This is a genomic window from Uruburuella suis (assembly GCF_004341385.1).
Taxonomy (GTDB): domain Bacteria; phylum Pseudomonadota; class Gammaproteobacteria; order Burkholderiales; family Neisseriaceae; genus Neisseria; species Neisseria suis.
On the sequence record NZ_SLXE01000021.1, the window covers coordinates 1 to 14,428 of the forward strand.

General features: G+C 56.4%; 10 protein-coding genes. 3 read left to right on the forward strand and 7 right to left on the reverse strand.

Features of this window, described 5'->3' with window-relative positions:
* Positions 1–357: 357 nt before the first annotated feature.
* The 5 genes from oppF to rfaQ all read right to left on the reverse strand — a co-directional run bounded on the left by oppF (position 358) and on the right by rfaQ (position 5,620).
* A complete protein-coding gene (oppF, locus tag EV680_RS08180) occupies positions 358–1,377 on the reverse strand; it encodes a murein tripeptide/oligopeptide ABC transporter ATP binding protein OppF (protein WP_132954264.1) in 1,020 nt (339 codons plus the stop codon).
* Positions 1,374–2,345: an oligopeptide/dipeptide ABC transporter ATP-binding protein gene (locus EV680_RS08185; protein WP_165870926.1), complete on the reverse strand. Its 972-nt coding sequence runs from the start codon at positions 2,343–2,345 to the stop codon at positions 1,374–1,376. The genes oppF and EV680_RS08185 overlap by 4 nt, the downstream gene beginning before the upstream one ends.
* Before the next feature lie 2 nt (positions 2,346–2,347).
* Positions 2,348–3,256: an oligopeptide ABC transporter permease OppC gene (gene oppC / locus EV680_RS08190; RefSeq protein WP_132954265.1), complete on the reverse strand. Its 909-nt coding sequence runs from the start codon at positions 3,254–3,256 to the stop codon at positions 2,348–2,350.
* A gap of 212 nt (positions 3,257–3,468) precedes the next feature.
* Positions 3,469–4,389, reverse strand: a complete 921-nt coding sequence (oppB, locus tag EV680_RS08195; protein ID WP_132954266.1) for an oligopeptide ABC transporter permease OppB — start codon at positions 4,387–4,389, stop codon at positions 3,469–3,471.
* Between the two features lie 151 nt (positions 4,390–4,540).
* Positions 4,541–5,620, reverse strand: a complete 1,080-nt coding sequence (gene rfaQ, locus EV680_RS08200; protein WP_132954267.1) for a putative lipopolysaccharide heptosyltransferase III — start codon at positions 5,618–5,620, stop codon at positions 4,541–4,543.
* Between the two features lie 167 nt (positions 5,621–5,787).
* Here rfaQ and glnE point away from each other — a divergent pair, with 167 nt between their 5' ends.
* The gene (glnE, locus tag EV680_RS08205; protein ID WP_132954268.1) at positions 5,788–8,481 is read left to right on the forward strand and encodes a bifunctional [glutamate--ammonia ligase]-adenylyl-L-tyrosine phosphorylase/[glutamate--ammonia-ligase] adenylyltransferase; all 2,694 of its coding nucleotides are present in this window, start codon (positions 5,788–5,790) and stop codon (positions 8,479–8,481) included.
* A 226-nt stretch (positions 8,482–8,707) separates the two neighbouring features.
* Positions 8,708–9,295, forward strand: a complete 588-nt coding sequence (locus tag EV680_RS08210; protein WP_132954269.1) for an NAD(P)H-dependent oxidoreductase — start codon at positions 8,708–8,710, stop codon at positions 9,293–9,295.
* A gap of 329 nt (positions 9,296–9,624) precedes the next feature.
* On the opposite strand, the gene EV680_RS08215 is transcribed toward EV680_RS08210, so the two are convergent.
* On the reverse strand, positions 9,625–9,933 hold the full coding sequence (locus EV680_RS08215; protein ID WP_132954270.1) for a porin: 309 nt from the start codon (positions 9,931–9,933) through the stop codon (positions 9,625–9,627).
* A 121-nt stretch (positions 9,934–10,054) separates the two neighbouring features.
* Between EV680_RS08215 and EV680_RS08220 the strand changes: the two genes are divergently transcribed.
* Positions 10,055–10,858 (forward strand): carbon-nitrogen hydrolase family protein, encoded by an 804-nt coding sequence (locus EV680_RS08220; protein WP_132954271.1) that lies wholly within the window; start codon positions 10,055–10,057, stop codon positions 10,856–10,858.
* A gap of 213 nt (positions 10,859–11,071) precedes the next feature.
* Here EV680_RS08220 and pilC read toward each other — a convergent pair whose 3' ends face one another.
* Positions 11,072–14,317 carry a PilC family type IV pilus tip adhesin gene (pilC, locus tag EV680_RS08225; RefSeq protein ID WP_132954272.1) on the reverse strand — a complete coding sequence of 1,082 codons (3,246 nt, stop codon included), beginning with the start codon at positions 14,315–14,317 and terminating at the stop codon, positions 11,072–11,074.
* Between the last annotated feature and the right edge of the window lie 111 nt (positions 14,318–14,428).

The following is a 14,428-nucleotide window of genomic DNA, read 5'->3' on the forward strand; positions in this document are numbered from 1 at the left end:
GGAGAACCATCCTCAACGGGTGGCTGCGTATTTTAGAGATCCGAAGGTGAAGTATGCTGCATAAACATTTCAATATTTAATTGCCGAATCAATAGCTTACTTTTTTGAATTGGTATAAAAGGTTAATAAATTTAACCATTGATTTGAGGTCGCCGCTGAAGCAAATCTGCTCAGGCAACCAAGAAAGTTGTCGATTGGATATTTGTATCCGACACTTGTTCGCAGAACAAGGCACGCACATCGCTTTGGCCGTTGACCAAACGTCGGATTCGAGAATCCGACCTACGCGGATGATGCTGCCGAACTGCTTTTATTTTGTAAGGTTATTTTTTTGGATTGGTATAAAACCGTGCCGGTTTATTTGTTTGCATGCAAATGATGCGGCGCCAAACCGGGCGTATGCTTCCAACACGCTGCGGTGTGTTCTGCGGTGCCGGCCAGCGGCGGCACTTGCTCGGCGCAGGCGGTTTCGGCTTCGGGGCAGCGGGTGCGGAACACGCAGCCGGCGGGCGGCTTGAGCGGGCTCGGCAAATCTCCGGGCAAGAGCTGGATTACTTTATGCCGTTGGGCTTCAGGGTCGGGAATGGGCACGGCGCTGATTAAGGCGCGGGTGTAGGGGTGGGCGGGGCAGTCATACACAGCCTGCTTGCTGCCAAGCTCGACGGCGCGGCCGAGATACATCACCAGCACGCGCTCGGCGATGTGTTTCACCACCGATAAATCGTGGGCGATAAAAATCATCGCCAAGCCCATTTCACGCTGAACCTGTTTCAATAAATTGACCACCTGCGCCTGAATCGATACATCCAAGGCCGACACCGGCTCGTCGCAAATCAGCAGTTTGGGCTTTAAAATCAAGGCGCGGGCAATGCCGATGCGCTGGCATTGGCCGCCTGAAAATTCGTGCGGATAGCGGTTGATCTGGTTGGGCAGCAAGCCCACTTTCTGCATGATTTCCTGCACTTGCCGCATGATGTCGGCTTTTTTTAACTCAGGATGAAAGGTGCGCAGCGGCTCGGCGATGATGTCGCCCACGGTCATGCGCGGATTGAGCGAGGCCAATGGGTCTTGAAAAATCATCTGGATATCGCGCCGTTGCAGCCGCAGCGCTTTGCTGCTCAGTGCGGCTAAATCCTGCCCCTGCCACAACACGCTGCCGCTATGCACTTTGGCCAGCCCGATAATCGCGCGCGCCAGCGTGGATTTGCCGCAGCCCGATTCGCCCACAATGCCCAGCGTTTCGCCGGCCTGCAAGGTAAACGACACGCCGTTTACCGCTTTGAGCGCAGCCGCTTTATGCCACGGCCGGCTGCCGGCGGCGCGCACGGCAAATTGCACATGCAAATCGTTTACAGCCAACAAAGCTTCTTGTTTCATGCGCCCGCTCCTTGTGCCTGCCAATGGCAGGCGCGGCGGCCGCCGTCGGCCAAGGTGGCCAGCGGCGGCATTTCGTGCCGGCAGATTTCCTGCACTTTTTCACAACGTGCCTGAAACGGGCAGCCCGGCGGCAGCGCGGCCAAATTGGGCGGGTTGCCTACGATGGTGGGCAATTCGGCGGCTTCATCGTCGAGGCGCGGCACGGCACCCAGCAGGCCGATGGTGTAGGGGTGGGTGGGGCGGTAAAAAATCTGTGCCACCGAGCCGTATTCCATGGTTTGGCCGGCATACATCACCAGCACATGATCGCAAATGCCGGCCACCACGCCCAAATCGTGGGTGATCAGCATAATGGTGGTGCCGAAATCGCGCTTTAATTCGTTGAGCAGCGCCATAATCTGCGCCTGCACGGTCACGTCCAGCGCGGTGGTGGGCTCGTCTGCAATCAGCAGCTTCGGGCGGCACAGCAGCGCCATCGCAATCATCACCCGCTGGCGCATGCCGCCTGAACATTCGTGCGGATACATATCCATGCGTTTTTGCGCTTCAGGGATTTTCACCGCTTCGAGCATGCGCAGCGCTTCGGCGCGCGCCGTCGCTTTGCTCATTCCTTGGTGCTGCACCAACACTTCGGCCAGCTGTGCGCCCACTTTCATATAAGGGTTGAGCGAAGTCATCGGGTCTTGAAAAATCATCGCAATTTCGCGGGCGCGGATTCGGTTCAGACGGCCTTCGCTCAGATTGAGGATTTCCCGGCCATCAAAGCGCACCGAGCCTTGCGCGCGCCCGTTTTTCGCCAGCAAGCCCATAATGGCAAAGGCCGTTTGCGATTTGCCCGAGCCCGATTCGCCCACGATGCCCAGCGTTTCACCTTGCTGCAAAGCGAAGTTCAGCTTGTTTACAGCGGTGATGTTGCCCTCTTCCGTGTGGAAGGCCACCTGCAAATCCTGTATGTTTAAAAGGCTCATGATTATCTGTCTTTCGGGTCGAGCGCATCGCGCAGGCCGTCGCCGATAAAGTTGAAACAAAACAGCGTGGCCACCAAAAACACGCTGGGCACCAAAAGCTGCCACGGTGCCACCTGCATGGTTTGCGCGCCCTCTTGCAAAAGCGCGCCCCAGCTCGTCATCGGCTCTTGCACGCCCAAGCCCAAAAAGCTCAAAAACGATTCAAACAAAATCATGCCCGGCACCAAAAGCGAGGCATACACCACCACCACGCCGAGCACATTGGGCACGATGTGGCGGAACACAATCGCCGTGTTTGACACGCCGCTCACTTCGGCCGCTTCCACAAATTCTTTGCGCTTGAGGCTCAGCGTTTGGCCGCGCACAATCCGCGCCACATCCAGCCACGACACCATGCCGATGGCCACAAAAATAAACGCCAGATTGCGGCCGAAAAACGTTACCAGCAAAATCACGAAAAACATAAACGGAAAAGCATTTAAAATTTCCAGAAAGCGCATCATCAGCATATCGGTTTTGCCGCCGAAAAAGCCCGACACCGCGCCGTAAACCGTGCCCAGCAACACCGCCACCAGCGCACCGGCCAGCCCCACCGTGAGCGACACCCGCCCGCCCACCGCCGTGCGCACCAGCAAATCGCGGCCGAGCGAATCGGTGCCGAAATAATGGCCGTCTGAAAAAGAAGGCGGCATCTGCATGGCGCTCCAATCGGTGTAATCGTAGGCAAAAGGCGAGAGCAGCGGTGCGATGCACACAAACAGCGTAATCAGCAGCAACAGCACCATGCTCGACACCGCCGCCCGATTGCGTTTAAAGCGCCGCCAGGCATCTTGCCGCAGGCTGCGGCCTTTGATGGCGGGGGCTTCTGCCGGCGTTTGAAGTGCGGCGGGTTGATGGAAAATGGGTTTCATAAGGTGTTTGCTTGCGGTGGATGGGGTTGAGTTTAGGGCAAACTTTGCAGCTTGCGGCGCTCTGTGTGGGCAATAATTTCAGGCCGTCTGAAACTTGGCCGTTGCAGCAATCGGTTCTCTCTCCCTGAGAAAGAGGGCGGCAAACGCAAGGTTTGCATCAAACTTCAGGCCGTCTGAAAAAAATGCAAAGCAAATCGTTCAGACGGCCTCAATCAATAGCGTATTTTCGGATCAATCAGCGCATAAAGAATATCCACCACCGCATTAAACGCAATCGTGAGTGCGCCCACCAAAATGGTGAGGCTCAACACCATGCCGTAATCGCGGTTGAGCGCGCCGTTGACAAACAATTGGCCGATGCCGGGCAGGCCGAAAATGGTTTCAATCACAATCGAGCCGGTGATGATGCCCACAAAAGCCGGCCCCAAATAGGAAACAACCGGCAGCATGGCCGGGCGCAGCGCATGGCGCAACACGATGTGGCGCATCGGCAGCCCTTTGGCGCGGGCGGTGCGGATAAAGGGGCTGTTCATCACCTCTATCATCGAGCCGCGCATAATGCGGGCGATGCTCGCCACATAAGCCAGCGAGAGCGCGGCCACCGGCAGCACCAGATTGGGCAGCGCGCCGCCGTTCCAGCCGCCGGCGGGCAGCCATTTGAGCGTAATCGCAAACACCAGCACCAAAAGCGGCGCTTTCACAAAGCCGGGCACCACCACGCCGGTCATCGCCACGCCCATCAGCGTATAATCCAGCCACGAATTGTGTTTCAAAGCCGCCCACACGCCCAGCGCCATGCCCAGCAGCAGCGCCACGATAAAAGCATAAACGCCCAATTCGAGCGACACGGGAAAAGCCTGCGCGAGCAATTCGTTGACAGTGTAATCTTTATATTTGAACGAAGGGCCGAAATCGCCTTGCGCAAGCTGCTTCAAATAATGGAAATATTGCAGATAAAGCGGGTCGTTAAGATGATATTTGGCTTCAATATTGGCCAGCACCGCCGGCGGCAGATTGCGCTCGCCGGTAAACGGGCTGCCCGGCGCCAGCCGCATCATAAAAAACGACACGGTAATCAGCACCAAAAGCGTGGGCACGGCCTCGAGCAGGCGGCGGAAGATTAATTTCAACATAACATTCTTTCAGACGGCCTCATCTGTGTGTTTTACCGTGGCACGATGAAAATCAGCGCAAGGCAACGCAACGCTGTATTGATTTGAATCGCGCCCCTTTCGGGTAGAAAAACGATTGTTTGAAACCTTGCGCACAAATGAAACAGAAACCTTAAATGTCCGCAAGCTTGGCCTGCACCGCCTGCCACACCGCATCTGTGGGAATGGCTTCGAGCAGGCGCGTTTCATCGTCGGTGTTGATGCTGTCGGGGTGGGGCAGCGGGCCGAAATCGCCCGCCCAAATCACGGTGGCGCGCTCGGAATAAGGCCGCCAGCGCGCCAAATGGCTGGGGCCGAATAAAGCCACTTGCGGCTTGTCGAGCGCAGCGGCCATGTGCATGGGCACAGAATCCACGCCGATAAACAATTTGGCACCATCAATCGCAGCGGCCAATTCGCGCAGATTGAGGCAGCCCGAAAGCCGCCACACTTTGGCTGGGCCTGTGGGCTTCAGACGGCCGGCAATATCATCCAGCATGGTCTGCTCGCGCGCATCGGGGGCGGCGGTGAACACGATATTTTCACCGGCATCGAGCAGCTTTTGCGCCAGCGCGGCGGTTTTGTCGTTGCCCCAGCATTTAAAAAACCAGCGCGAGCCCGGGTGTAGCAACACATAATCTTCGCCTCGCCGGCCTTGTTCGGCAAGCTTGGCGTGCAGGCTTTGGCGCTGCTCGGGCGAAATTTCCATGCGCACTTTCGGCACATGGCCGGCTTGAGGCAGCCCCAGCGGTGCGAGGGCGGCCAAATGGTGCGCCACCATGGGGTGCTCGTGCCCCAAATCGGTGGCGAGCCGGCTGTGCGCCCAGCGCCACAAAGCCCCGTGGCGCTTTTCAAAGCCTATGCCTATGCTTTGTTTGCCGCAAAATTTGGCCACCCAAGCGGCGCGCCATTGGCCGGAAAGATTGATTACCCAGTCATAATGTTGCGCACGCAAATCGGCAAATAAAGCATATTCGCGGGCAAGATGGTGGCGCGCACCGAGTTTTTTCCATTGGCGGTCGATGCCGAACACATGCCGCAATTGGCGGTTGTCGCGGAGCACATCGGCGGTGGCGGCATACACCAGCATATCGATTTCGCAATCGGGCCAGGCCTGTTTGAGCGCATCGGCCACCGGCGTGGCCAAAAGCACATCGCCGTGGTGTTGCAGCTTGATAATCAAAACCCGCTTGGGCGCAGAAGCATTGAGCATAAGATTTGCCGGCTGTTCAGACGGCCTTTCATAAAGAAAAGATTGTAATTTTGATGAGGAGATACGTCAATTTCAAGTGTGATTGCCGCTTTAATGGGTATAAGGCCGTCTGAAAGATTGCTATAGTAACAGCATTACCCAGTTTTGATACCGCAAACGGAAACCCCATGCGCCCCACCGACATCGCCCGCCGCCATTCCCACTATCTCGACCGCCATCTCACCAACGGCAAGCTTGATCCGGCCACGCTCGAGCCGATGCTGGGCAAAGCGCTGGGCAGCGAAGATTTTCAGCAATTTGCCGATTGGCAGGCCTTTCAGACGGCCTTTGACGAAGCCGGGCTGGCGCGCCAATTGCGTGTGTTGCGCCGCTATGTGATGGCGCAAATCATCAGTCGCGATGTGTGTCGCATCAGCGATTTGGCCGAAGTTACCCGCACCATCACCCTGTTTGCCGATTTTGCCGTCAATACCGCACTTGAATTTGCCCACGCCTATTATGAAGATCTTTACGGCACGCCCATCGGCCGCCACAGCGGCCTGCCGCAGCATTTGAGCGTGGTGGCGATGGGCAAGGCCGGCGGCTACGAATTAAACGTATCCTCCGATATCGACCTGATTTTCATTTATCCCGAAAGCGGCGACACCAACGGCAAACGCGAGCGCAGCAATCAGGAATTTTTCACCAAAGTGGGGCAGAAGCTCATCAGCCTGCTCAACGACATCACCGACGAGGGGCAAGTGTTCCGCGTAGACATGCGCCTGCGCCCCGACGGCGATGCCGGCGCCTTGGTGCTGAGCGAAACCGCGCTGGAGCAATACCTGATTCAGCAAGGGCGCGAATGGGAGCGCTATGCCTGGTGCAAAGGCCGCGTGATCACCCCTTATGCCAACGATATTGCCGCGCTGGTGCGCCCGTTTGTGTTCCGCAAATACCTCGATTTCAACGCCTATGAAGCCATGAGGGGGCTGCACCGGCAAATCCGCCAAGAAGTGAGCCGCAAAGGCATGGCCGGCAATGTGAAGCTGGGCGCAGGCGGCATACGCGAAGTGGAATTTATCGCCCAGATTTTCCAAATGATACGCGGCGGCCAAATCCGCGCCCTGCAGCTCAAAGGCACGCAGGAAACCCTGCTCAAGCTGCAAGAGCTGGATATATTGGATTCGGAAACCGCCGCCGCCCTGCTGGCGGCCTACCGCTTTTTGCGCGATGTCGAACACCGCCTGCAATATTGGGACGACCAGCAAACCCAAACCCTGCCCGACAGCCCCGAGCAGCAGCAATTGTTGGCCGAAAGCATGGGCTTTGCCGATTACGCCGCTTTTTCAGACGGCCTCAACGCCCACCGTGAAAAAGTAAACACCATCTTCAATGAAATCCTCACCGATCCCAACGAACAAGCCCCCGCGCTCGATGGCTGCTGGCATTGCGTGTGGCAGGAAAACCCCGACGAAGAAGCCCGCTTCAACCAGCTCTCCGCCCACGGCTTTGAAGCCGGTGCCATTGCCAAGCGCCTCGACCAGCTGCACGCCGGCCACAAATACCGCCAGCTCTCGCGCACCGCCCAGCCGCGCTTTGATGCCATCGTGCCGCTTTTGGTGCAGGCCGCCGCCAAACAAGCCCGCCCCACCGATACCTTATTGCGCCTGCTCGACTTTCTCGAAAACATCAGCCGCCGCTCTTCTTACCTCGCCCTTTTGCACGAACACCCGCAGGCGCTCGAGCAGCTCGCCGCACTGATGAGCCAAAGCACCTGGGTGGCCGGCTATCTGATGCAGCACCCGATATTGCTCGACGAATTATTGAGCGCCCAATTGATGCAGGCCCGCAACGATTGGCCCAAGCTTGCTGCCGAGCTTTCAGACGGCCTCTCCAATGCCCGCGGCGACACCGAAGCGCAAATGGACGTGTTGCGCCATTTTCAGCACGCCCAAGTTTTCCGCCTTGCCGTGCAGGATTTGGCCGGCTTGTGGACAGTAGAAGCCCTATCGGACGAGCTTTCCGCGCTGGCCGACACCATTCTGGCCGCCGCCATTCCCTGCGTGTGGGCCGACACCCCCAAAACCCACACCGACACGCCCCAAATCGGCATCATCGGCTACGGCAAGCTCGGCGGCAAAGAGCTCGGCTACACCTCCGACCTCGATTTGGTGTATGTGTATGACGACCCACACCCCGACGCCCCCGATATTTACGGCCGCTTCGCCCGCCGCCTCACCAACTGGCTCTCCGCCGCCACCGGTGCCGGCACGCTCTACGATGTTGATTTGCGCCTGCGCCCCAACGGCGATTCCGGCTTTCTCGCCTGCTCCGTGGCCGCTTTTGAAAAATACCAGCGCGAAAGCGCCTGGACTTGGGAGCACCAATCGCTCACCCGCGCCCGTTTTATCACAGGTTTTGAAAAAGTCGGCCAAGCCTTCGACACCATCCGCGCCGAAATCCTCACCCAAGCGCGCGACCTGCCCGCGCTCGCCCAAGAAATCATCGCCATGCGCGAAAAAATGTTCGCCACCCACCCACCCAAAGACAGCGATGTGAAATACGCCCGCGGCGGCGTGGTCGATGTCGAATTCATCGTGCAATACCTGATTTTGGCGTATGCAAACAAACTGCCGCAGCTGCTCGACAACTACGGCAACATCGCCTTGCTCCACATCGCCGCCGACGCCGGCCTCATCAGCCACACCCTCGCCGACCAAGCCCGCACCGCCTACCGCTTCTACCGCCAGCAACAACACAACACCCGCCTGCGCGATGCCGATAAAGTGGAAATCAATGAAGAAGTGATGGGCTATTACCAAAGCGTGCGCGAATTGTGGACGCAGGTGTTTGGGGAAGAAGTAAGGTTTGCGGCGCGGTGATTTAGTGGGCAAGGCCGTCTGAAAACCAAACGTAGGTACGATTAGCTTTGTGAAAACAAAGCGTAATCGTACGCATGGCACACAGAGGCCGTCTGAAACCTTTCTTCAGACGGCCTGATAATTATTGCAAAATCTGCAAATGTTTTTTCACAAACCCCCGCTTTTTAGCAAAAACATTTGCGTCTATAATCTGCCGTGTTTGAAACCCATGACCAGCAAAACCACTATGAACATTTTATTGTTAAACGGCGGCAAATCATTCGGCCACTCGCATGGTCGTTTGAACGCCACTTTGCACGATGTTGCCAAAGAAACCTTAAGCGGCCTCGGCCACGTAATTCAAGAGACCGTTATCGATGCGGGCTACGACATTGAAGCCGAAATCGAAAAATACCTGTGGGCCGATGCCATTGTGTATCAAATGCCCGGTTGGTGGATGGGCGAGCCGTGGATTGTGAAAAAATACATCGATGAAGTGTTCACCATCGGCCACGGCAGGCTTTATGCCAGCGATGGCCGCAGCCGCCGCGATGCGGCAAAAAAATACGGCAGCGGCGGCCTGCTGCAAGGACGCAAGCATATGCTTTCACTCACTTGGAATGCGCCGCTGGAGGCTTTTATCGAGCCGGATCAATTTTTCAACGGCACGGGCGTGGATAATGTTTATATGCATTTTCACCGCGCCAATGAATTTCTCGGCACCGAAGCGCTGCCCACTTTTTTGTGCAACGATGTGATTAAAGCGCCCGATGTGCCGAAATATACCGCCGCTTATCAGGCGCATTTGCAGCAAGTGTTCGGGCTTGCAGGATAAAAGGTATACCAAATCAAAGGCCGTCTGAAGCGTTTCAGCAAGCGCAGGTACAGTTATCTTTTTGAAAACAAAGCGCAATCGTAGACATGGCACACAGATGCCGTCTGAAATTTTTTTCAGACGGCCTCATTTTGTTTCCCGTATTCAAGGCAGCAAAATGTAACAAGCTTATTTTTTGGATGGGTGCAACCTGCACAGAAATAACGGGTTTAAGCAAGCGTAGCTACGATTATCTTTGTGAAAACAAAGCGCAATCGTACGCATGAAATACATAGGCCGTCTGAAACTTTTTTCAGACGGCCTTTTGCCGGTAAATTAAGCCAAACACATCAATCATAAGAAATCGGCGTACTGCTGTTTTTCTTGTTGCGGAAATAGCCGCGCATCGAAGTGTCGGCTTGGCCGACGGGCACATCTTCGCTGAATTGCCACGTTACCTGATTGCTGCCGCCGATGGGATGTGAGCCGCGCAGGCCGATGTGGCTGCCCAAATCGTCTACCGAAGTGGTGGTGAAGCGCTCATTGCCGATTTTGGTTTGCGACACGCTCACGCCGCTGCGGATGGTGCCGTAAAGCTGCACATCGGCCAAGGCCAGCGCGGGCAGGGCAGCCGATAAAACGAGCAGGGTTTTTTTCATGGCGGTTTCTTTTCAAGTGGGATTTGGTTAAAGTCTAGCATAAGCGCCGCGCCGCGATTTTTAAGAAAGCATAAAGCCGTGTAAGGCCGTCTGAAAAATTAAAATCAAAAGGAGCAAAACCATGCATACCCTCACCGCCGCCGCCGTGCAAATGGTGTCGGGCACGCACCCCGAAACCAATATCGACACCATGCGCCGCTTGGTGCGCCAGGCCGCCGAGCGCGGCGCAGATTGGGTGCTCTTGCCCGAATATTGGCCGCTGATGGGCGCACGCGACACCGACAAGCTCGCTTTTGCCGAGCCTTTGGGCGCGGGGGCGTTTCAGACGGCCATGAGCGAAATTGCGCGCGAATGCAACATTGTGCTTTTTGGCGGCACCGTGCCCCTGCAAAGCGGCGAGGCGGGCAAAGTGCTCAACACCCTGCTGGTGTATGGGCGCGACGGTGCACCCATCGGCGCTTACGATAAAATGCATTTATTCGGCTATTCCGGCTTGGGCGAGCGCTATGCCGAGGCCGACACAATTGCCGCAGGCGCCGCCGTGCCGCGCTTGTCGGCCGATGGCATAAACGTGGCGGCTGGCGTGTGCTACGATGTGCGCTTTCCCGAATTTTTCCGCGCCCAGCAGCCATTCGAGGTGCTGCTGCTGCCCGCCGCTTTCACCCACACCACAGGCCAGGCGCATTGGACGCTGCTGCTGCGCGCCCGTGCGGTGGAAAACCAATGCTATGTGGTGGCCGCTGCACAAGGCGGGCTGCATGAAAGCGGCCGGCGCACCTTCGGCCACAGCATGATTATCGACCCGTGGGGCGAAGTGATCGACGAGCTGCCCGAAGGCGAAGGCGTGGTAATCGCCCCGCTCGATGCCGCCCGCCTGGCCAGCGTGCGCACCCGCCTGCCCGCGCTGGCGCACCGTTTGCTTTAGTGCACGGGCAGGTTTTCAGACGGCCTTTTCGAGAGCTGATTGGGTTAGGTTGCAGGTTGTACAGCAGCGTAGGTACGATTAGCCGCCCAAAGGCGGCGTAATCGTACGCATGCGTGCTACGATGTTGCAGCAGGGTTGCGGTGGTTATTGCGACAAAAATCCATCCCGTTTAACCATCAAGTTAAACGGGATGGATTTTTGTCGGCTGCCGGTTTAGATAATTTCGCGCCAGCTGATGCGGCGGATGGACGACACGCATTGCGGGCCGGAAATGCCCAGTTTGTCCAAACTCACGTTGTTGTCGGAGTTGGATGGGTTGTTGGTGTCGGAAGCGCTGTTACGCAAGGTATTGATCAGGCGGGCAGATTTTCCGGAGAAACAATGGTTTTTGGGCAGACCCGTGCCGCTATTCTCGCCCAACTCCAAATCGGTGCCCGAGCCGCCGGCATCACCGTCAACCGTGGTGCTGGGGTCGGCCAAGGTTTTGCCATCAGCACCGAGGCGGTTGGTATCGGTATAGGTGAAGCTAAGTATGCCTTGGCTTTTGCGGCCGTTGGCATAATAGCTGGCATTGCCGGAAGCATCGGTTTGCACCACTTTGAAATCAATGTAAGCATCTTTCTTGGTGAGCGCGCCGCCGGTTTCGGCGTTCAAGCCCATCAACCAGCTAGCGCTGTTGGTGGTGCTGGAGCTGCTGGTGGGCAGGCACACATCACCCATGCCATTGTTATTCGGGTTGGTTTGGGTGGTTTCGGTTTTGTACATGCGGCTGCTGACAATGGCGGTGCGCAAAATCATGGTGGGCTTGACCACCACGCGCTCGCCTGTGTCGGGCAGCGCCACCTTCCAGCCTTTGTTGGTGTCGCTGATGGCATTGTTGCTGAGAAAGCGGTATTCATCGTTGCCCGTTTTGCTCACGGTAATGGTTTGCGCCAATAAATCGGCTTGCGTAGCAGCGCTGGCCGGCTTTGTGGTGTCGTCAAAAATGCCATACACCGCCTGCGGGTCATTTCTGCCCAGATCTTCCTGATAAATATCGCTGCCGGTGCCGAAAATCACCACATATTTGCCATAGGTTCGGCGCGACACGGCCGGTGCCGAGGTGATGGGCTGGCTGTTGCTGCCCTGATAAATGCGGCTTACCGACCATTGCTCCGGCTTGGTGTCGGTGGCGGCTTGGCTGGTGTTGGTGGCGTGTGCACCGCGCAAATCGAAGCGATACATATTGCCGCCATAATCGCCGGCATAAACCACGTCCACCAAGCCATCGAAGTCAACATCCACCAACGTGGGTGAAGAGAGGCCGCCCACGCCACCGGGCACGGTGATTTTGCGGATAAGCGTGCCCGGCGTGCCGACCACAGCGCCGCTGCGGGCTTCCTGCCCCAGTGTGTCGTAGATATAGAGCGCGGTTTCGTTGTTGTCGGTGGCGGCCTTATTGCTGCGGTAACCGCTGGCGAGGAAGGTGGCGTAGCGGATGTCTTTATCCATGGCGATGCTGCCGGCGGCGCGGTTGATCGACACGCGGCCGATTTGCGGCGTGCCTATGGTGTAGCCCAGCGTGTTGGTTGCGCCTTTGGCGGTTTCAAACAGCGGCACGTCTCTCAGCATATCGCCGCCGTTGAGCGCCAAGCCGCTGCCGCTCACGCGGTTTTTGCCGCCGATATTGAGCGCATAAGCGCCGCGCCCGCCTTGCCCCATCGCGCCGGCCATAAAGATTTGCTGGCCTTTGGAATGGCTGCTGTCGGGCGTTTGGCGCAGCGTGAAGCCGCCGTTGACCATATAGCGGTGGGATTTATCAAGGTTGCCATAGCCTTCTTGCGCCAGCTCTTTCAGGGTTTTGCCCATGGTGTCGCCGCCATTGTCGCCATCGCGCTGCATATCGGCGGGGATATAGCTCAATTTCAAATGATAGGGATTGGGGGCGCCGGCGGAAGCATCGCTTTGAAACAGATGCACCATGCCATCGTTGGCCGCCGTAACCAAAAATTCCTGGCGGCCGCCTACGCGGTTGCCGATGGCGCTCACGGGGCTGTCGAGAATATCGCCCAGGTTGCGCTGGTCGGGGCTGGTGTTGCGCACGCGGTAGGCTTGGCTGTATTTTTTATTGGCGGCTTCTGCCTGTATGGCGGCATCGGTTTGGGTGGCGGAGCGGGCTGTCCACGGCAGCAGCGCGTTTTGCCATTCTTTATTATCGGTGGGATTGCCACCGCTGATAGCGAAATCGCTGTTGGCCAAGTCGGTGAAGTCGGCTATTTTTTTCACTTGGCCTTTGGTGCTCAGCAATACCGTGCGCTGGCTAAACGAAGGTTGTTTGTAGGTTTTGCTGTTTAAATTGCCTTGGGCATCTAAATCGAAAAAGCGCAGCTGGCTGCTCCACGATGAAGTGTCCAAATGCACAGCAGCGGCCATATTGGGCACATTACTGCTCATGATTGCCGGCGCTACCGTGCCATAGGAGGCAGTCGGGTTGGTCATACCGATTTCGATTTTGTCGAAAATATTATTGAAAGCGTCCACCAGATTTTGTGGATTATCGGCATGAAAATAATACTCGGGCTTGCTGGCTCCTTGGAGAAGATAATTACGCCCCCGTTCGGTAAAGGCAGAGCCAAAACCCACGGTGAAGGTTTCGACCAATTGGTTTTTATAAATGCTCTGACCGTCGCTACCTTTGAGATCATCAGGGTGGCCGTTCCAATATTTATTGCCGCTTGAGCCGTCTATATCTTTGAAATCTTTGGTGGCTAGGGTTTGGCTAAAAAAGCGCAAACCATCGTTTGCATCCCACACGGTATCGTAATAGCCATTACTGCCTTGATCCCAGCGGCAGACGCCGCCCGCTTGGTTGCCAAAATAAGGGTCGCCCCGATAATTGAAAGTAATGCCATTGGAAGAGCGGCAGCTGGTGTTGGCATCGCCATCCGACATCATCACGATATAGCTTTTTTGGCATCGGTGTTGCAGGCTGTTGCGCACCAAGCTTTGAATTTCATAATAGCGGCGTGTGGTGGGGGTGCCGGCATTAGGCCATAAAGCATTAACATGCTTTTGAACGGTTTCCCATTGATCGGTAAAGCCGGCCATATTCGGGCGCAGCCTGCTGGGATTGGTGGAGTTTGTGTCGCGGGTATCGATATTGTTGTGCAGGGTTTGCAGATTCCAATTGATTTTATCTTGGTGTGTGTCAAGCAGGCCGTGTAAGGCCTTTTTGGTGATGTCTATCTTTTGCTGTCCACCAATCAACCGTTTCATACTGCCCGAATCGTCGATAAACAGCATCACATTGGGCTTGGGGAAGTTGCTGTTGGTGACAAGCGTTTGGTTTTGCAGATAAAACGGGGTTTGCGCCAGTGTATCCGCCGCTTGCGCCGCACCGGTGGCCAAAGCGGCAGCGATGCTCAAAACCAGCGGTTTGCAGATGCCCGTAAAGTGAGTGGGTGATTTTTTTGTTTTCATTATGGTATTCCTTGCATGGCGGGCGGCGGCTTGGCCGGCCCGCAAATGGCTCGAAAATATCGCGTGAGTAATCAGGGGATTATTTTAGCATAGCTTTACGTTTTGCCATGC

Coding starts and splice junctions, on each gene's coding strand:
- rfaQ (WP_132954267.1), bottom strand. CDS start 5,620: ATGCTCAATGCTTCTGCGCCCAAGCGGGTTTTGATTATCAAGCTGCAA.
- EV680_RS08210 (WP_132954269.1), top strand. CDS start 8,708: ATGAACATTTTATTGTTAAACGGCGGCAAATCATTCGGCCACTCGCAT.
- oppC (WP_132954265.1), bottom strand. CDS start 3,256: ATGAAACCCATTTTCCATCAACCCGCCGCACTTCAAACGCCGGCAGAA.
- oppB (WP_132954266.1), bottom strand. CDS start 4,389: ATGTTGAAATTAATCTTCCGCCGCCTGCTCGAGGCCGTGCCCACGCTT.
- oppF (WP_132954264.1), bottom strand. CDS start 1,377: ATGAAACAAGAAGCTTTGTTGGCTGTAAACGATTTGCATGTGCAATTT.
- EV680_RS08220 (WP_132954271.1), top strand. CDS start 10,055: ATGCATACCCTCACCGCCGCCGCCGTGCAAATGGTGTCGGGCACGCAC.
- glnE (WP_132954268.1), top strand. CDS start 5,788: ATGCGCCCCACCGACATCGCCCGCCGCCATTCCCACTATCTCGACCGC.
- EV680_RS08185 (WP_165870926.1), bottom strand. CDS start 2,345: ATGAGCCTTTTAAACATACAGGATTTGCAGGTGGCCTTCCACACGGAA.
- EV680_RS08215 (WP_132954270.1), bottom strand. CDS start 9,933: ATGAAAAAAACCCTGCTCGTTTTATCGGCTGCCCTGCCCGCGCTGGCC.
- pilC (WP_132954272.1), bottom strand. CDS start 14,317: ATGAAAACAAAAAAATCACCCACTCACTTTACGGGCATCTGCAAACCG.